Source organism: Georgfuchsia toluolica (genome assembly GCF_907163265.1).
GTDB classification, from domain to species: Bacteria; Pseudomonadota; Gammaproteobacteria; order Burkholderiales; family Rhodocyclaceae; genus Georgfuchsia; species Georgfuchsia toluolica.
In genome coordinates this window covers 2,880,475-2,899,729 of record NZ_CAJQUM010000001.1, presented here as the reverse complement: position 1 = coordinate 2,899,729, position 19,255 = coordinate 2,880,475, and the positions used below count along the sequence as shown (strand labels likewise).

The 19,255-nt window shown below is 61.3% G+C and carries 15 protein-coding genes; 12 read left to right on the top strand and 3 right to left on the bottom strand.

Going from position 1 to position 19,255, the window contains the following annotated elements; genetic code table 11:
* Window positions 1-13 precede the first annotated feature (13 nt).
* From K5E80_RS13720 to ptsP, 12 genes are all read left to right on the top strand, one after another.
* Window positions 14-496 carry a WbuC family cupin fold metalloprotein gene (locus K5E80_RS13720; protein ID WP_220636689.1) on the top strand — a complete coding sequence of 161 codons (483 nt, stop codon included), beginning with the start codon at window positions 14-16 and terminating at the stop codon, window positions 494-496.
* The gene (gene ybgC / locus K5E80_RS13715; protein WP_220636688.1) at window positions 493-906 is read left to right on the top strand and encodes a tol-pal system-associated acyl-CoA thioesterase; all 414 of its coding nucleotides are present in this window, start codon (window positions 493-495) and stop codon (window positions 904-906) included. Before K5E80_RS13720 ends, ybgC begins: the two co-directional genes overlap by 4 nt.
* Entirely contained in the window at window positions 903-1,580 is a 678-nt protein-coding gene (tolQ, locus tag K5E80_RS13710) for a protein TolQ (protein WP_220636687.1), read from the top strand. Before ybgC ends, tolQ begins: the two co-directional genes overlap by 4 nt.
* A gap of 165 nt (window positions 1,581-1,745) precedes the next feature.
* Window positions 1,746-2,135, top strand: a complete 390-nt coding sequence (gene tolR / locus K5E80_RS13705) for a protein TolR (RefSeq protein WP_220637343.1) — start codon at window positions 1,746-1,748, stop codon at window positions 2,133-2,135.
* A gap of 8 nt (window positions 2,136-2,143) precedes the next feature.
* Window positions 2,144-2,887 (top strand): cell envelope integrity protein TolA, encoded by a 744-nt coding sequence (gene tolA / locus K5E80_RS13700; protein WP_220636686.1) that lies wholly within the window; start codon window positions 2,144-2,146, stop codon window positions 2,885-2,887.
* A 17-nt stretch (window positions 2,888-2,904) separates the two neighbouring features.
* Window positions 2,905-4,179 (top strand): Tol-Pal system beta propeller repeat protein TolB, encoded by a 1,275-nt coding sequence (tolB, locus tag K5E80_RS13695; RefSeq protein WP_220636685.1) that lies wholly within the window; start codon window positions 2,905-2,907, stop codon window positions 4,177-4,179.
* Between the two features lie 53 nt (window positions 4,180-4,232).
* Window positions 4,233-4,769, top strand: a complete 537-nt coding sequence (pal, locus tag K5E80_RS13690) for a peptidoglycan-associated lipoprotein Pal (protein WP_220636684.1) — start codon at window positions 4,233-4,235, stop codon at window positions 4,767-4,769.
* 3 nt (window positions 4,770-4,772) lie between these two features.
* Complete coding sequence (locus K5E80_RS13685; protein WP_220636683.1) at window positions 4,773-5,534, top strand: YbgF trimerization domain-containing protein; 762 nt, start codon at window positions 4,773-4,775, stop codon at window positions 5,532-5,534.
* 155 nt (window positions 5,535-5,689) lie between these two features.
* The gene (gene queE, locus K5E80_RS13680) at window positions 5,690-6,331 is read left to right on the top strand and encodes a 7-carboxy-7-deazaguanine synthase QueE (RefSeq protein WP_220636682.1); all 642 of its coding nucleotides are present in this window, start codon (window positions 5,690-5,692) and stop codon (window positions 6,329-6,331) included.
* Complete coding sequence (gene queC / locus K5E80_RS13675; RefSeq protein WP_220636681.1) at window positions 6,331-7,008, top strand: 7-cyano-7-deazaguanine synthase QueC; 678 nt, start codon at window positions 6,331-6,333, stop codon at window positions 7,006-7,008. The genes queE and queC overlap by 1 nt, the downstream gene beginning before the upstream one ends.
* A gap of 69 nt (window positions 7,009-7,077) precedes the next feature.
* Window positions 7,078-7,347, top strand: a complete 270-nt coding sequence (locus K5E80_RS13670) for an HPr family phosphocarrier protein (protein WP_220636680.1) — start codon at window positions 7,078-7,080, stop codon at window positions 7,345-7,347.
* Between the two features lie 2 nt (window positions 7,348-7,349).
* Window positions 7,350-9,083 (top strand): phosphoenolpyruvate--protein phosphotransferase, encoded by a 1,734-nt coding sequence (gene ptsP / locus K5E80_RS13665; RefSeq protein WP_220636679.1) that lies wholly within the window; start codon window positions 7,350-7,352, stop codon window positions 9,081-9,083.
* A 50-nt stretch (window positions 9,084-9,133) separates the two neighbouring features.
* Here the strand turns inward: ptsP and K5E80_RS13660 are convergent, their stop codons facing one another.
* From K5E80_RS13660 to K5E80_RS13650, 3 genes are all read right to left on the bottom strand, one after another.
* Window positions 9,134-10,321, bottom strand: a complete 1,188-nt coding sequence (locus tag K5E80_RS13660) for a class I SAM-dependent rRNA methyltransferase (RefSeq protein ID WP_220636678.1) — start codon at window positions 10,319-10,321, stop codon at window positions 9,134-9,136.
* Between the two features lie 202 nt (window positions 10,322-10,523).
* Window positions 10,524-11,189: a FecR family protein gene (locus tag K5E80_RS13655; RefSeq protein WP_220636677.1), complete on the bottom strand. Its 666-nt coding sequence runs from the start codon at window positions 11,187-11,189 to the stop codon at window positions 10,524-10,526.
* Window positions 11,152-19,227 carry a beta strand repeat-containing protein gene (locus tag K5E80_RS13650; RefSeq protein WP_220636676.1) on the bottom strand — a complete coding sequence of 2,692 codons (8,076 nt, stop codon included), beginning with the start codon at window positions 19,225-19,227 and terminating at the stop codon, window positions 11,152-11,154. Before K5E80_RS13650 ends, K5E80_RS13655 begins: the two co-directional genes overlap by 38 nt.
* Window positions 19,228-19,255: the final 28 nt, after the last annotated feature.

The window sequence follows — 19,255 nt, the reverse complement described above, 5'->3', positions numbered from 1 at the left end:
GAACGGAAAATTTATGATCCAAATCATTGACCACAAACTGCTCGACGAAGTCAGCGCCGAAGCGCGCAACAACCTGCGCCGGCGCAAGAACCGGAATTTCCACACCGGCGACGATGCTCCGGCGAACCGCCTGCTGAATGCCATCGAACCCGGTTCCTATATCGCGCCGCACCGGCACCTTGACCCGGCCAAGGACGAGACCCTGGTCGTCCTGCGCGGCCGTTTCGGCGTGGTGCTGTTCGACGATGCCGGCAATGTTGCCCAGGCGCAAGTCATCGAAGCCGGTGGCGCGGCTTGCGGCATCGACATCCCCCACGGCACCTGGCATAGCGTATTGTCATTGGCACCGGATAGCGTGTTCTTCGAGGCCAAGGCCGGTCCCTATCTGCCTTTCGCGTCCGAGGAAAAAGCCTCATGGGCGCCGGCGGAAAATGACGCCGGTGCGAAGGAGTATCTTTACCGGCTGCAACAACTTTTCCCCGCCGTCACATCATGAGTTGGAAAGTTACATTCCGTATCTATTACGAAGACACCGATGCCGGCGGGGTGGTCTACTATGCCAATTATTTGCGTTTTCTCGAACGGGCGCGCACCGAAGCACTGCGCGCGCTGGGCTTCGAACAAGCCCGGATGTTGCAGGAAAACCGGATTGCTTTTGCAGTGCGTTCCCTTTCGGTCGATTATCTTAAACCGGCACGGCTTGACGATCTGGTTGAAGTAAGCTCCGCGGTCAGGGAACTTGGCCGTGCCCAGGTGGTCTTTCAACAGCAAATCGTCCGCGCGGGGGAAATGCTGCTCGATGCGCAAGTGCGCGTTGCCAGTATCGACCCGGTACGCGGCAAAGCAGTTGCGATGCCAAAGGAAATCCGTGAAAAATTCAAAACATTAATGGGTACGCCCGCATGAACATTACTCAGGATTTATCGATTCTCGAACTTGTCGCCAACGCCAGCCTGGTGGTCAAGCTGGTACTGGCGCTGCTCACCGGCGTCTCGCTGATGTCATGGTACTGGATCTTCCGCAAGTGGTTTGCGATAGGCGATGCGCGGCGGCGCACCGAAAAGTTCGAGCGCGATTTCTGGAGCGGCGGCGATCTCAACGCGCTCTACCAGAGCGCCGTCAACAATCGCCACAGCACCGGCGCCCTGGAGCGCGTGTTCGAGGCCGGCTATCGCGAATTCCTCAAATTGCATGGGCAAAAAACCCTCGATCATTCCGCCGTCGTCGCCGGTATCCGCCGCGCCATGCGCGCCACCTACCAGCGCGAAATCGATGATCTCGACGCGCATCTGTCGTTTCTCGCCTCGGTCGGTTCGGTGTCGCCCTATGTCGGCCTCTTCGGCACGGTGTGGGGTATCATGCACGCATTCCGCGGACTGGCCAACATGAGTTCGGCGACGCTCGCAGTCGTCGCCCCCGGCATCGCCGAAGCCCTGGTAGCAACCGCCATCGGCCTCTTCGCCGCGATCCCCGCCGTGGTAGCCTACAACCGCTTCGCCCATGATGTCGATCGTCTCTCCGTGCGCCTGGAAAGTTTCATGGAAGAGTTCGCCAATATTCTGCAAAGGCAACTACGATGAATAGACAACCCATTAACCACGGCGAACATGGCGACACGGCGGAATCAAAGGCATTCACCACGGAGGGCACGGAGAAGAGAAGGATTTGGAGTTCCTTCGTAGTTTTTCGCCGTGTTGCCGTGCTGAAACGTTTTTCAGGATGATCGCGTGAGACAGCGCAGACTCATGAACCAGATCAACGTCGTGCCCTACATCGACGTCATGCTGGTGCTGCTCGTGATTTTTATGGTCACCGCGCCGATGATCCAGACCGGCAGTGTCGACTTGCCCAGCGTCGGCAAGAGTTCCGCGCCGCCGGTAGCGCCGCTCGAAGTCATTATTCATGCCGACAAAAGCGTGGCGCTCAAGGACAAATCGAAAAACGATGTGGAAGTGCGTCTCGAACCTGACGAACTGGCGGCGAGGATTCACGCCGCCCAGCAAGCCAATCCGCAGCAGAGCGTGCTGATCGCCGCCGACCGCAGCGTGCGTTATGAAGCCGTACTGAATGTCATGGATGAATTGCAGAAGCAGCAGATCGCCAAAATTGGCCTGCTGGTACAACCGGGCAAGTGAACCTGGCGATGGCAGATTTGCCGTATTTCGCGCACATCCGTCCCGAGCCGGGCAAACGCGTGGCTTGGGTATTGACCGTGCTGATGCATGTCCTGCTCGCCATGATTCTGATTTACGGCATCCGTTGGCAGACATCCGCGCCTGAGACCATATCGGTCGATTTGGTGCGTTATCCGGCGCCGACAGACGCCACCAAACCCGCCATGCCGCCGCAAGAACAGAAAGTACCGCGACGGCCGCAGAAGGTTGAACAAGAAGCGCCGCCGGCGCCGTCCAAGGCCGAGATACTGCGCAAAGAACCGGAGAAACCAAAGAGCATTAAGGAGAAGGCCACGCAGAGCATCGACGCGATCGCCAAATTCTTGCAGCATGAGGTCAATCGCACAAGGCAAAACCGTGTCGTCGACGAGGCCGCGCGTGCGCAGGCTCAACTCAAGGCCAACCAGGCTGCGGCGGCACACAACAAGGGCCTCGCCGACTATCTGACCAAGATTCGCGGCAAGATTCGCGGCAACATCGTGCTTCCACCTGCGATCAACGGCAACCCGGAAAGCATTTTTATCGTCACGCAAGTACTAACGGAGGCAGGTGGAGAAATCCTCTCGGTCAAGCTCAAGACCCCCTCAGGCAATCCGGCGCTGGATGCGGCAGTGGAGCGTGCGATCCTCAAATCCAGTCCCTTGCCAAAACCCGACGATCCGTCGCTGTTTGAGCGTGAGCTTTCCATCAAATACCGCCCCTTGGAAGACTGAACCTTATAATTCTGCCCATGAAACTCATTCGATCCCTTGTCTTTTCACTCCTGACGGCGCTATCTCTTGCCGCATCGGCGCAACTCACCATCGAAATCACGGGTGCCGGTGCCAACCGCATTCCCATCGCGATTGCCAATTTTGATGGCGACCGCATCCTGACCCAGGCGCTGACCTCGGTAATACGTGCCGATCTTGATCGCAGCGGACTATTCCGTCTCATCGACACGGGCAATGCGACATTGGCCGAAAATGCTTCGATCAATTTTCCCGACTGGCGCGCCCGCGGCGCTGATGCGGTGGTAGGCGGCAGCCTGCTGGCCGCAGCCAACGGCCGTTACGAAACCCGCTATCGCCTACAGGATGTCGCCAAGCAAAGCCTGCTCGATGTCGGCGCCTTCGGCCATACGTCTACGCCAGCGCAGTTGCGTGCAACAGCGCACCGCATCGCCGATGCCATTTATGAAAAGCTCACCGGCGAACGCGGCATTTTCTCCACCCGCATCGCCTATGTGGTAAAGAGCGTCGGCCGATTTGAATTGCAGATTGCCGATGCCGACGGCGCGAATCCGCAAACGGCGCTCGCCTCGCATGAGCCGTTGATCTCGCCGTCATGGTCACCCGATGGCAGCAAGCTGGCCTACGTTTCGTTCGAGGCCAAGAAGCCGGTGATTTACGTGCATGATCTTGTTGCCAACCGACGCCATGTGGTCGCCAATTTCAAGGGCTCCAATTCGGCGCCAGCCTGGTCGCCGGACGGCAAGCGTCTCGCCATTGTCCTGACCAAGGACGGCAATTCGCAGATGTACCTGGTCAACGCCGACGGCAGCGGCGTAACACGCCTGGCCACGTCATCGGGTATCGATACCGAACCTAAGTTCTCTGCCGACGGACAAACAATTTATTTCACCTCGGATCGTGGTGGCAGCCCGCAGATTTACAGCATTCCCGCGGCCGGCGGCGCAGCCGTGCGCATCACTTTCGACGGCAGCTACAACGTCACGCCAAGACCTTCCCCGGACGGCAAGAGCCTCGCCTACATTAGCGAGAACGCCGGTCGCTTTCAGTTGACGCTGATGGATCTGGCGACGCGGCAAACGCAAATCCTTACAGATTCGGCCAAGGACGAATCGCCCAGTTTTGCTCCGAATGGGCGTATGATTCTGTATGCTACAGAGGTAGGCGGACGCGGTGTACTGGCGGCAGTATCTGTGGACGGACGCGTTAAGCAGAAGTTGTCCGTTCAAGCTGCCGATATCCGGGAACCCGCCTGGAGCCCCTTTGCCAAATGATCATTTCTCGCAACTCTTTCCTTCACTCAAATACACCTCCAAGGAGTTATTCCATGCGTTCGTCTCTTGCCATTGCCGGCCTAATGGCCGTTATGCTCGTTGCATGCAGTTCGCAGCCCCCTGCCCCCGAACAGAAACCCGCGCCGGTTGAAGGACAGCAACCCGCTTCGCCCAAGGTCGAATCCGCGCCAGTGATGTCGGAGACCGTCAATCCGTATAGCCTTGCTGCGCTGAAAGACCCGAATAGCCCCTTGTCCAAACGCAGTGTATTTTTCGACTTCGACCAATTCATCATCAAGGATGAATTCAAGCCGCTGCTGGAACAGCATGGCAAGTTCCTTGCCGCCAATCCCCAGATCAAGATGCGGATCCAGGGCAACGCCGATGAGCGTGGCAGCCGCGAATACAATCTGGCCCTCGGCCAGAAGCGCGCCGAAGCGGTAAAAAAGACCGTATTGCTTAACGGTGGCAAGGAAGACCAGGTCGAAGCCGTCAGCTTGGGCGAAGAAAAACCGCGCTGCACCGAGCATACCGAAGACTGCTGGGCGCAGAATCGTCGTGGCGACATGCTTTATACGGGCGAGTTCTGATTGATGCTGCGCCTCCTCGCCGCATTGTTGGCGCTCGTCTGTGTGCCGCCGGCGCAGGCTGGACTGTTCAGCGACGATGAGGCGCGGACACAGATCAATGCGGTACGGGCGCAGGTCGATGCGGTACGAACTCAGCTTGACGAAGCGACGCAGCGGTTGGAATCGGCGACCAGGAATCAGGTCGATTTTTCCAACCAGCTTGAGGCAATCAAGGCTGATATCGCCAAACTGCGCGGCCAGATCGATGAACTGAACTACAACCTTGATGCGGCACAGAAGCGGCAAAAGGATTTCTATGTCGATCTCGACAATCGCCTGCGCAAGATCGAGTCGCAGACCCAGAGTCAGCAGAATGAAGTAGAGTTAAAGGCCGATGCCGCCAAGGCTGCCTATGCCGCCGCCATGCACGATTACGATGCGGCGCTGACAGCGCTCAAGGGCGCCGACTTCAAGTCGGCGGTGGCCGGCTTCGAATCCTTCATCAAGGCCGCACCTGATAGTCCGCAGCAGCCCGGCGCCCATTTTTTTGCGGCATATTGCTACAGTCATCTCAAGCAGCCGGCCAGGGCAGCGGAGCTGTATCGCCACCTGGTCGAGAAATGGCCTGATGACGAACATGCCCCGGATGCCATGCTGGGCCGCGCCGACAGCCTCGCTGAGCTGGGTCGGACAAAGGAATCACGCGCCGTGTTGGCAAGTCTCGCGGCAAAATACCCCGCTTCCGATGCTGGCAAACAGGCCAAGGCGAGGCTGAAGAAGAAGTAACTCCGTGCCGCATTCCCCTTCACCCCCAGCCCCTGGGGGGCTCGCTTTGCACAGCTCGCCCGCTCAAGCGGCGGGAAGCAATACTTCCCGAAACCCCGCCTCCGCCCCGCAATGGGCGAGGGGAGTTCCGTGAGCCGATTCGCGGCTTCCATGTGATGGCGAAGTTGCGGATCACTGAGATTTTTCATTCCATTCAGGGCGAATCTTCCCGCGTCGGCCTGCCCACGGTGTTCGTGCGCCTTACCGGTTGTCCCCTGCGCTGCATCTGGTGTGATACCGAATACGCCTTCACAGGCGGCGAAACCATCGATGTCGAAACCACGCTCAAACGGATTGCCGCTTTTGGTTGCAAGACGGTCTGCGTGACCGGCGGCGAACCGCTGGCGCAGAGCTCCTGCCTCGATCTGTTGACGGCGTTATGCGATGCGGGATATTCGGTGTCACTCGAAACCAGCGGCGCGCTCGATGTGAGCGGCGTCGATCCGCGCGTGGCGAAAATCATGGATCTCAAGGCACCGGATTCAGGCGAATCGGCGCGCAACCGCTGGGAAAATCTCGCATGTCTCACTCCGCGCGACGAGGTGAAGTTCGTGCTGGTCTCGGAAGCCGACTATCTCTGGGCCAAGGAAACGCTGCATGCGCGCGGGCTCGCCGATCGCTGCGCCGTGCTGTTCTCGCCCGTGCCCGACCGGCTCGCGCCGACGCAACTTGCCGAATGGATATTGCGCGACCATTTGCCGGTACGCTTCCAGTTGCAATTGCACAAGCTGTTGTGGAGTTCGGTGGCGGGGCGCTGATGAGTAAAAAAGCGGTGATTCTTCTCTCTGGCGGCCTCGATTCGGCGACCGTGCTGGCCTTGGCGCACGAACAGGGCTTTGCCTGCCATTGCCTATCGGTCGATTACGGCCAGCGCCATGTGGCCGAATTGGCAGCGGCGAGCCGCGTCGCGGCGGTGCTGGGCGCGGCGGAACATCGCGTGGTTCATCTCGACATGAATCAGTTCGGCGGCTCGGCGCTGACCGACCGCGGCATCGATGTCCCCACTGCCGGCGTGCAACCCGGCATCCCCGTTACTTATGTCCCGGCGCGCAACACCATCATGCTGGCGCTGGCTTTGGGATGGGCCGAGGTGCTCGACAGCTGCGATATTTTCGTCGGCGTAAACGCCGTCGATTATTCGGGCTATCCGGATTGCCGCCCCGAGTTCATCCGCGCCTTTGAGGCCATGGCGAATCTGGCCACCAAAGCGGCTGTCGAGGGCAGAACCCTGCGCATCCATGCGCCTCTGATCGATCTTTCCAAGGCCGATATCATCCGCACCGGCAGCCGACTCAGTGTGGATTACCGCCTTACGGTATCCTGCTATCAGGCCGATGCGGAAGGCCGTGCCTGCGGTGTCTGCGATTCCTGCCGCCTGCGGCGGGAGGGATTTACCGCTGCGGGGCTGCCCGACCCAACCGACTACCAAACGTAACCACGATGTCGCGGCATGCTGATAAGCTACGCCTAGTCAGTGATACAAAATGCTTGCAAGGAGACAGGAGTGCCGAAGGCAGAAGTGGAAATCATCAACAAACTGGGGCTTCACGCGCGCGCATCGGCGAAGCTGACCCAGCTCGCCGGCAGCTATCCCTGCGAGGTGTGGATGGAACGCAATGGCCGCCGCATCAACGCCAAGAGCATCATGGGCGTGATGATGCTGGCTGCCGGCCTCGGCACCAGGGTGGTAATCGATTGTGAAGGCGCGCAGGCCGACGAGGCGCTGCAAGCCATTACCCGACTGATCGTCGACCGCTTCGGCGAAGGAGAGTAGTCATGTCCTTCGCCCTCTTTGGCAATGCTGTATCGCCCGGCATCGCCATCGGACGGGCGCATCTGGTGTCGCACGCGACGCTGGAGGTGGCGCAATATCCGCTGCGCGAACGCGACATTCCGCGCGAACTGGCCCGGCTCAATAACGCCTTCGCCGTGGTCGGCGCAGAGTTGGAAGCGCTGCGCACCGAAGCAAACCAGCCGGGCACGCCGAACGAAGTCGGCGCCTTCGTCGATGTGCACGCCATGATCCTGACCGACCCGCTGCTGGCCGCGGCCGCTGCTGAATTGATTCGCGAGCGCAAATGCAATGCCGAGTGGGCGCTGGTGACGCAGATGGAAATCCTGGTCGAGCAATTCGGCGAAATCGAAGACGCCTATCTGCGCGAACGCAAGAGCGACGTGGTGCAGGTGGTCGAGCGCGTGCTCAAGGTATTGATGGACAAGCCACGCAAGATGACGCGGCGCAGCAGCAGCGAAGATCTGATCGTGGTGGCCCACGACCTCTCGCCGGCGGATACCATCCAGTTCAAGAACCTCAAGATTGGCGGCTTTGTCACCGACCTCGGCGGCGCCACTTCACACACCACGATCGTGGCGCGCAGCCTTGCCATCCCGGCGGTGGTCGGCATGCATCGCATGCGGCAGCTGATACAGGACGACGATATGCTTATCGTCGATGGTACGCGCGGCATCCTGATTGTCGATCCCGACGCGCGCGTGCTGGAAGAGTTCCGTTTGCGCAAGAACGAACTGGAGAACGAGCGCAACAAGCTCAAACGCCTCAAAAGCGCGCATTCGGCAACGCTCGACGATGTCGAGATTTCACTCGAAGCGAATATCGAACTACCGCAGGATATCGACCAGGTGCGCGCCGTCGATGCCGCCGGCGTCGGCCTGTTCCGTACCGAATTCCTGTTCATGAACCGCGACGGGATACCCGGCGAGGACGAGCAGTTCGAGGCCTATCGTGCCGTGACGCGCGCCATGAATGGCAAGCCGGTGACCATCCGCACGCTTGACATCGGCGCCGACAAAACCGCGGGCGCCCTGGAGCGCGGCGAGCGCTCGGAGCCGAATCCGGCGCTGGGCCTGCGCGCCATTCGCTATTGCCTCGCCGAACCGCAGCTATTCCTCGCCCAGCTGCGCGCCATGCTGCGCGCCTCGCATTACGGCCGCATGCGCATCCTGCTGCCCATGCTGTCTCACGTCAGCGAGGTCGACCAGGCGCTGGCGATGATCGAAACCGCCAAGCGTCAGTTGCGCGATGCCCGCATCAAGTTCGATAATGACATACAGGTTGGCGGTATGATCGAGATTCCCGCCGCTGCGATCGCGATAGGCTCGTTCGCGCGGCGGCTAGATTTCCTCTCCATCGGCACCAACGACCTGATCCAGTACACGCTGGCGGTCGACCGCACCGACGAGGAAGTGTCGTCGCTCTACGATCCCTTGCATCCCGCAGTGCTGAGACTGATTGCGCAAACCATACGGGTCTGCGTCGGTGCCGGACGGCCCGTTGCCGTGTGCGGCGAAATGGCGGGTGATGCCAGAATGACGCGCATCTTGCTGGGCATGGGGCTGCGCCAATTTTCCATGCATCCAGCACAACTGCTGGAGGTTAAACAGCGTCTGCTAACCTCGGACACGCGCTTGCTGGTGCAACAGATCGCACGCCTGCTGCGCCAGGACGAGCCCGAGCGCATCCTGGAGATCGTCGAGAAGATCAATGCTTGAAGCGGGATTTTGCATTGAGTGGGGACGGCGGCAATGTGCCAGCCATGATCCTAATCAACTTGCACCAGCAGGCCTTTGAGATATTCGCCTTCGGGAAATGCCAGCGCCACCGGATGATCGGCGCTGCCCTGTAGCCGCTTGATGATTCTTGCCTCGCGCCCGGCGTCGAGCGCGGCGCCGGCGACGATCTTCTGGAACAGTTCCAGGCCGATGCCGCCCGAACAGGAATAGGTCATCAGCAGCCCTCCCGGCGCCAACAGCCGGAAGCCGAGCAGGTTGATGTCCTTGTAGGCTCGCGCGGCGCGATCGGCATGGCTGGCCGAGGGCGCAAACTTGGGCGGATCGAGTACGACAATGTCAAACTGTTCGCCGGCCTCACGCAGCTGGCGCAATTCGCTGAACACGTCGGCATCGCGCCACCCCGCACGGGCGGCATCGAGTTGTGTGTTGAGTGCCATATTCTCACGCGCAAGATCCAGCGCCGGAGCAGAACTGTCGATGGAAATCACTTCGCGCGCACCGCCCGCCAAGGCCTGCAGGGAGAAACCGCCGCTATAGCAAAAGCAGTTGAGTACGCGCTTGACATTGGCAAGCCCGCGCAGCAGCAGCCGGTTGTCGCGCTGGTCGAGATAAAAGCCGGTCTTGTGGCCACCGGCGATATCGACCAGCAGCCTGACGCCGTTTTCATCAATTGCGAATCGTGTCTCTCCCTCGCCTTCCAGCCAGCCGGTGGTTGGTTCCAGTCCTTCGAGCTTGCGCACCTCGGAATCCGAGCGCTCATAAATGCGCGTACAGCCGGTTGATCTTTTCAACGCGCCAACAATCGCAGCGCGCCATTTCTCGGCGCCGGCGCTGGTGAGCGCCAGCACGATGGTATCGCCATAGCGGTCCGCGATCACGCCGGGCAAGCCATCGGACTCGGCATGGATCAGGCGCAGGGCTTGTTGTGCATGAAGTTCGGGTAGTGCCACGCGCCGCGCTACCGCCGCTGCAACGCGACGCTTGAAGAAAGCGTCGTCGATGATCTCTGCGACATCGAAGCTCCACATGCGCGCCCGGATCTGCGAGGCCGGGCTCCACGCCGCCTTGCCCAGCACCTTGCCGTTGTCGGCAACAACCTTCACCGTATCGCCCGGCCGCGCCCGGCCTGAAAGATGCGCGACCGACGACGCGAATAGCCAGGGGTGGCGGCGCAGCAGCGAGCGTTCCTTGTCGGGGTGGAGGATCAGTTGGGGCATGGGATTATTCGGGCCAAGCGTGCGGGCGAATGATATAGACTTTGCCGCAACTAAGCGCACCCCGAGTGATCAGGATGCGGCAGGGGACCTTCGATTCCAATCGCATTTAGTGCGCCAAACCCCCGGCATTACTCGTTAAGTTTCGTTCTTCCCACGCAAGCGGGCTGCGCCCAGCAACTGATTCCCGCTTGCGGAGCGATCTTTACATCGAGCAGGACGCGCCCTTGTCCTTGCCGATGCCGCTACCGATGTTCTGCGGTACTTCCACCTTCTTGCCACCCACCATCAGCGTCGGCGGCGCATCAACGCTCTTGACGAAGGCAAACTGGCCAACGCTCACCTCCAGCTGTCCGCCTTTGTTGATGACCACCACGGCGCCTTCCGCCACATCGACGTGCAACCCGTTATCAGCATCCAACTGGGCACCGAGATTGGTGCCGCGGATACCGATAGTCGCCGTCGGCGTGATATAGCTTACTTTTTCCCTGTTGCGCTTGCCGAGAAAGCCGGTGATGGCACGCAGGCCGCCCTTCAACAGGCTGATCACCTGATTATCGTCCGCCGGCTTGGCCTGGTCGTAGGAAAAAGCATCGACCTTGACCTGGGTACCGGGACGCAGTACGACCTCACCGCCATCGATGAACTTGACGCGAGCATAGGTGCCCGCCTCGGTTGCCAACGTATCGCCGGGGTGCACTTCGGACTTCACCGCCAGCAACCTGGAAGTTCCGTCGGCACGCTTGACCGACAGCGTTCCCGACAGGTTCGCCACCTCGCCCACGGCAGCGAAGGCGTTGCCCGCCGCGAAGGCCAGCGTGATCAGCAGTAGCTTAAGTACACTGTCCGGTTTTGCCATTGTGATGTTCATTGTTGTCTTTCCCTTCGTTGTTGCCGCTATCGTCCTTCTTCTTCTTTTTGTCGTCTTCGGAAGTAGTGCCAGTCTTCTCGGTCACCTCAGTCGACTCCGATGAAGAAGTGGTCTGGGTTACCTCCGCAAAGTACTGATCGATCACCTGAGCGGCAGGAGCTGCGGCACTATCGTCAGTAGCATTGGATCCGGGATAGACGATCTCGAGCCCGTTGCCCGGTGTGGCAGGATTGCCCTTCGCATAAAAGCCGCAACCGCCAGCGACTGTCGTCGCAGTCGGCACGCCATCAATCACTATGCCGCCCGATGTGCGGGAAAGGAAGTTGATGTGCGTGCTGGATGCGGACTCCGTCCTGACCGCCGAGGCCAATTGGCCCGGCACGGCGTTGAGCACCACCTGCGCATTCGGCCCGGTGAGAGTGAGAATCACGTCATGCCCCGCATTGATCGTGGAACCGCTGGCGAGCGTGATATCGCCCTCGCTGGTCACCATTTCAACATTTGCCGTAGCGACTGGCCCGGTTTGGATCGTGCTCGCGTGATCCAGACTCACACCGGAGCTACCGATAAACACCCCTTGATTGCCTTCGATGAGGCTGCCGTTGTCGAGCGTCAGTGAACTGCCATTCAACACGGCCAGCGTAACCGTGCCGGTCGAGGTATAGACCTGGCTCTCATTCATGGACATCGGCCCGGCATTGCTGATATTGATATTCCCCGCACTATTGCTGATGCCGGCAATCGACAGGGCGCCAGTGTTGGTCAGCGCTATGTCGCCGCTGCCGCTGTTGCTGGCCTGGATGCTGCCGATCGCATTGGCACTGTTGAGGGTCGTGCCGCCCACCGATACCGTAGTCAGTGTCGGTGTCGTCAGCGAACCGCCGGTCTGGTTGATGGCGCCGGCCGAGTTGATATTGACATTAGCGGCAGTCAGGGCGCCGCCGGATTGCGCATAATCGACGGTATCGATGGTGCCAGCAACCGTCAAAACGCCACCCGTCATCGAGAACTTGCCGGCACTGGTCAAATAGGGAACGCTGGTCGGGCCGCCGAGGCCATCGAACGTCACGTTCGTGCCGCCTGGAATCAATACACCGAGGAGGTCGGTGTTTTGCGGCAACAGATTGCCGATCCAGCTCGTTGGCGTGCTCCAGTCACCGCTCACCGTCAATACCGCCGGCGTAATGCTGGCGCTGCCGGCTGCGCTGCTCAGTGTCGTCACGCCGCCCAAGCCATAGTCACTTGGCAGGCTGGGACTGGCGAGGCCGCTGGCAATGCCGGTGAGGCTCAAGCCGCTCGCCGTCACATGGCTGGCGCCCGCCACGTGCGCGTCGTTGTAGGCCATGCCCGTCGTCGCGAAACTGGCCGCCGTGTCGCCGCCGATCAGGCCACTGACGCTATAGGCCGGCGTAAAGCTCGCCGTCGTCGTACCGTCGTAGGGTTTGGTCACGCCGGTATTGGTCAGGCTCATCGTCAGTCCCCTGGCCGTGATGCTGCCCGCCACGGGGCTGATGACAGGTGCCGTGAAGCTGTAGTCCGTCGCCTGGCTGCCCGCGCTGCTGCTGATCGTGAGACTGATGCTGCCCGCGGCGCCAATGCTGGTGGCATTCGCCACGTGCGCGCTGTTGTAAGCCAACGTCAGGCCGCTCGCATCAAGCGCCAGGGTGTCGCCACCGACCGCGCCCGTTATGCTGCCGCTCACCATTGCTCCCGTCGCAGCAACGGTGCCGTCATATACCTTCGTCGTTGCGCCGCCAATGCTCGCGGTCGAGGTCAATGCCTTGGCGGTGATGCTGCCTGCAACGCTGCCGAGGACCGGCCCGGTGAAACTGTAGTCCGTCACCTGGCTGCCCGCACTGCTGCTGCCGATCATGAGGCCGAGACTGCCCGTGGCACTGATGCTCGTAGCACTTGCAACGTGAGCGCTGTTGTAGGCCAGCGTCAGACCGCTCGCGTCGAGCGTCAGTACGTCGCCCGCGACAGCGCCATTCACTGTTCCGCTCAGCGTCGCCCCCGTGGCTGCCGTAGTACCGTCATACACCTTCGTCGTCGCACCGCCAATCACCGCCGTTGCGGTCAATGGCGCTACCGTGATGCCGCCCGCCACAGGGCTGATGGCTGGCGCCGTGAAGCTGTAGTCCGTCGTCTGGCTGCCCACGCTGCTGCTGCCAATCGCAAAGCCCACGCTGCCCGTGGCGCCAATGCTGGTGGCACTCGCCACGTGGGCGCTGTTGTAGGCCAGGGTCAGGCCGCTCGCGTCGAGCGTCAGTACGTCGCCTGCGACAGCGCCATCCACCGTCCCGCTCAGCGTCGCGCCTGTTGCCGATACCGTACCGTCATACATCTTCGTCGTCACGCCGCCGATCATTGCCGTCGATGTCAATGGCGCCGGGGTGATGCCGGCGCTCACGGCGGTATTGAACAAGGTTGGGTAACCGTAGACCGGCTTGCCGTTGCTATCCGTTACCGCACCCAGGGAAAATCCAACCAGGAGGCTGTTGGCCAAGGCCACATGGGCATCGTTATAAACTGCTGTGCCCAGGATAACCGTGCCGCTATCGCCATTAATCAGTGAGACGCTGGTGACGTTCGGCGGAATAAATCCTGCCGGCGCATTGACGGTGCCGTCATAGGTTTTGGTTATCACGCCGGGATTGTCCAGCGTCACCACCGGATTCGGGTTGAGCGAGTAGAGCAGACCATTGCCGCTGCCTAGAACAGTAGTGGAGTTGTAAAGAGCATTGTATTGTTTGAAATCGTATGCCAACCCAGTAACGTCATCCGACATCGGGTCGGCGGAATAGATCAGCCAGCGCCCGTTGGGAGCCGAGATGCCGCCCCAACCGCTGTTATCGCTGAAATTGCCCCCCGTCGCCAGCACCACCGCGTCGCCGCTCGCATCGCTGCTGAGCATACCGTTCAGGCTAAGATTTCCCGTCGCGGCAACATGGACCACTCCGGCCGAGATTCCACTGATGCCGATGTCTCCGACCGTCGATCCGATGGACACCGATCCGCCGGTCCCGTTCATCCCGGCATTTCCGCCGGCAGTACCATACGTGCTACCGTAACCGCCGCTGCCGCCGATAGCACTGATGTAGCCCGCCGTTGTGTCAATGCTTGCGGCATTGACAGTCACGCTGCCGCCCACACCGCCCGCACCGCCGTCGCCACCCGTCCCTGTATAGATGTAGGTCGAGGTCGTGGAGTCGTAATAATAATAGCTATCCCCGCCATAACCGCCGCCGCCACCTTCGGCGTAGATGCTGCCGGTCAGGGTGAGCGTGCCCGGCGTGGACAGCGTGATGCTGCCGCCGGTGCCGCCCGTGCCGCCCGTACCGCCATTGGGCGCGGCCGCCGTGCCATAGACACCACTGCCGCCCCAGCCGCCCGAGGCGTCGATATAGCCCACTGTCAGGTTGCCCTGCGTGCTGACAATGCTGACATTGCCGCCCGCGCCACCGGTCAGGGAAGGGGTGTAGTACCCCGAATTGCCATAGGTCTCGATCCATATGTTGCTCAGGTCGATATCGCCGGCCGCCTGAATGCTGAGGTTCCCGCCGGCCTGGCCGTAGCCAGAATAGCTTTCGGAATAATAGTAGTCGTTGGTGTAGATGTCGCCGCTGCCGGAAATGCCGCACAACGCGCCGCCCACGCAGTTACCCGTCGCCGCCACGCCCGGGGTCGCCTTGTTGCCATCCCAGTTGGCTATGAGGGTCGCCGGTGCGTCGTTGGTATAGAGATAGCCATAACCAGTCGTGGCATCGCCAAAGCTAATGCTCCTACCAGCCAATAACGACAACTGACTGCCATAGGCAGAGTTGGAATTGGTCAGGATGATGTCACCCGACGTGGCCAGTACGATCGGACTGCTGCTGCCCAGCGCGCCATCGGCAGCGTATGCGCTGACACCGTAACCACCTGAGCCTCCCTGGCCACCCTGGAAGTTCAAGTCCGTGCCCGCCAGCGCCAGCGATGATTCACCGCTGTAGGCGAAAGTGCCGGCATTGCCGCCCGCTCCGCCGTTGCCGCCGGCGCCGGTGTAGATGTAGCTCGACGTCGTGGAGTCCCAATAGTAATAACCGCTGCCGCCCGAACCGCCGCTGCCGCCGGTGGCGTAGATGCTGCCGGTCAGGGTGAGCGTGCCCGGCGTGGTGAGGCTGATGCTGCCACTCGCACCGCCTGTACCGCCCATGCCGCCGTTGAGTGAAGTGGCTGTGCCCGAAGCACCAGAGCCGCCGTAACCGCCGGAGGCGGTGAGATTGCCTGTGACCAGTGTGCCAGTCACGGCCAGATTGATGCTGCCGGCATTGCCGCCATCACCGCCAGTGGCGCTGCCCGTGCCAGAGCTGGCGTAGCTGCCGCTGCCGCCGGAAACGTCAATGCCGTAGCTGCCCGCAATCGATGGCGCCGTTACATTCACGCTGCCGCCCACGCCGCCCGCACCGCCATTGCCGCCCGTGCCGGTGTAGATGTAGCTCGACGTCGCGGAGTCCCAGTAGTAATAGCCACCACCGCCCGAGCCGCCACTGCCGCCATTGGCGTAGATGCTGCTGGTCAACGTCAGCGTGCCTGGCGTGGAAAAATTGACGTTGCCACCCACACCGCCCACGCCGCCCGTACCGCCGTTGGGCGAAACGGACGTGCCCGAAGCGCCGCTGCCGCCATAACCCCCCTCTGCATCGATATATCCCAGCGTCAGGTCGCCCTGTGTGCTGGCGATGCTGACGTTGCCGCCCGCACCACCGGTCAGGGAAGTGGCGTAGTAGCCGGAATTGCCGTATGCATAAATCGATACCTGCGAGAGATCGATGTCGCCCGCCGCCTTGATGCTGATATCACCTCCGGGCTGGCCGTAGCCGTAGTAGTAATAGTCGTTGGTGTAGATATTGCCGCTGCCGGAAATCCCGCACAGGCTGCTCCCCGTGCAATTCCCGGTCGCCGCCACCGCCGGCGCCGCCGTGCTGACGCCATCCCAGTTGGCCATCAGCGTCAGCGGTGCGCCGTAGCTGTAGAGATAGCCGTAGGAAGTCGTGGCATTGCCAAAGGTCATGCCCTTGCCGGCCAGCAGTTCAATCTGCGAACCGTAGACGGTGTTGGAATTGGTGATTACAACGTCGCCGGTCGTGGCGAGGATGACCGGGCTGCCGCTTCCATCAACGCCGGTAGTGCCGCTGGCCGTGCCATAGGTACTGCCGGAACCGCCGGCCCCACCCCGGAAATCCAGCGTCGCGCCCGCCAGCGCCAGCGAGGTTTCCCCGCTGTAGGAGAAAGACCCGGCATTGCCGCCCGCCCCGCCGTTGCCGCCAGTGCCGGTGTAGATATAGCTTGAAGTCGCGGAATCCCAATAGTCATAACCGCTGCTGCCCGCACCGCCACTGCCGCCATTGACGTAAATGCTGTTGGTCAATGTCAGCGTGCCCGGGGTGGACAGGCTGATGCTGCCGCCCGCACCGCCCACGCCGCCCGTGCCACCGTTGGGCGAGGCGGCAGTGCCATAAGCGCCACTGCCGCCAGAACCACCATAGAGATTGACATAACCTGCCGCCAAGTTGCCCTGGGTGCTAGCGATGCTGACGTTCCCGCCCGCTCCCCCAGCCAGGGATGTGGCGTAGGAGCCAGAACTGCCATTAGCATAGATCGATATCTGCGTCAGGTTGATATCGCCCGCTGCCTTGAGGGTAACGTCGCCACCGGACTGGCCGGAATAGTAGCCAGCTGTGTTGAGACTGCCGCTGCCGAAAATGCCGCAGAGTGCACCTCCCGCGCAGTTGCCCGTCGCGGCCACGCCAGGAGTCGTCGTGTTGCCATCCCAGTTGGCTACCAGTGTCGCTGGCGTACCGTAGTAGGTGTAGAGATAGCCGTAGCTGGTTGTCGCATTGCCGAAGGCGATGCTCTTGCCCGCCAGCAGTTCCAGTTGCGGACCATAGGCATAGTTGTAGCCGGTGAGCACGATGTCGCCGGCCATGTTCAACACAATCGGACTGCTGGCGCCCACGGCGCCCGTGGCGCCGTAACCGGTGCCATCGTAACCACCGGAGCCACCCTGACCACCCTGGAAGTTCAACGTGATACCCGCCAGCGTCAAGGATGTGCCGCTCAGCGAGAGGGTACCGACATTACCGCCCGCACCGCCGGTGCCACCGGTACCGCTGTAGGAACCGTTCCAGTAGCTGGTACCGCCCGTACCACCACTGCCGCCGCTGGCGTTGAGGCTATTGCCCTGCAATGTCAGGGTGCCGGATGCAGAAAGGCTGATGCTGCCGCCCGCGCCGCCCACGCCACCGGTGCCGCCATTGGGCGAGGAAGATGAGGCGCCTGACGCGCCGTCGCCGCCTCTGCCTCCGGAAACGTTGATAGATCCCGTCGTCAGGTTGCCCTGGGTGCTGGCGATGCTGACATTGCCGCCCGCACCCCCGGCTATGGGAGAGTAATAAACCGAACTGCCGATAGCACTAACCGATACATTACTCAGATCGATGTCGCCAGCGGCCCGAATGCTGATGTTCCCGCCCGCTTGGCCAGCGCTGGAGCCATCGGTGTTGATACTGCCGCTGCCGGAAATGCCGCAGTAGCTGCCGGCGCAATTGGGCGTCGCGGCCACGCCGGGAGTCAAGGTGCTGCCATCCCAGTTCGCCACCAGTGTCACGGGCGCACCGTAGCTATATATGCTGCCGGCGTGAGTAATACTGCCGCCGGCCGTCAGGGTAAGCGCCAAAGGTGCTGTCGAGCGTCCCGAAAACGACGCGCCGGAATGGATGTCGATATTGCCATCGGCATTGAGCGTCAGCATGCGCTGGCCAGATACCGAAGAAGAAGTAATGAAATTGGCGGCGCCGCCCGGATCGGAATAGCCGTTAACCGTGATATTGCCGCTGCCGCCGCTGCCGCCGCTAGTCGCAACGATGACATTGTTGTTAACCAGAGCAGCATTGATGTCACCATCATAGATGGTCGATGTGCTGCCTGTTGGAGAAAAATTGCTATTCCCCGTTGCGGCACCGTAAGCGATCACCACATCCGCCGGATCCAGCAGCCAGGTACCCGCACTGCCGTCTGCGGCTCGCGTGTCCACTTTCAAGCCCGATACACTCAGGGTGCGATGGCCGGAGGTTTCGACCAAGCCGCCATGCACGTCGCCGCGCGCCGAGATCGTACCGGCAAAGCTGCCCGTATCGTCGGCAACCAGCACCACGTTGCCGCCGTTGGTACCGTCGGCGGCGATGCTGGACGTGGCGGTGGTGTCGATGTTGCCGCTGGCCTTGAGGAAAATGCGGCCGCCTTCGTTCACCACCGAGGAGGCATTCAACGTTCCGGAGTTTTTGACCAGCACGCCGGCGATGCCGATGCGGCCGGCATCGGCCACGATCTGGCCCAGATTGGTGGCATTGCCTGCGGCGCCCGTTATCTCGACGCTGACCCCCGGCGTAGCGGTATCGAGCAGGGTGATAGTCTGACCAGCGGCAAGAACGGTTTCGCCCTGCGGCGTGGTGATGATGCCTTCGTTGCTGATATTGGGCGCGACGAGATAGACGCTGCCGCCGCTGGGGGTAGTAATGCTGCCCTGGTTGACAACGCCGCCGGCATGGGGAGTAGCGTCGAACTGGAGCTTGTTGGCAAGAAAGTTGGCGTCGCTGATGTCCAGCGTCGAGGCGACGAAGCCGGCCACGTCGACACGGGCACCCTGACCGACCAGAATGCCGTTGGGATTGATCAGGAAGACGCGGCCATTGGAGGTAAGCGTGCCAAGAATGACGGAAGGATCGCTGGCCAGCACGCGGTTGAGGACGCTGCTGGAAACCGATGGCTGAATGAAGCGGGTGGTTTCGTTGGCGCCGATGGAAAAAGTGTTCCAGTTGATGATGGCGCCGTTGCTGTTGGTGACGTTGAGCACGTTGCCGGCCTGGGCGAAGCTGGCGCTGCCATTGACCACCGTGGGAGCGGTCGGCAGTGCATGGGCGCTTACCGCGAAACAGGTGGAAACTGCTGTCACCAGCAAGCGGTTGCGGGTGCGTAAATGTGTCGTTCTTTTAGCCATGACAGACCTCTCTTCCATTTACAACAGC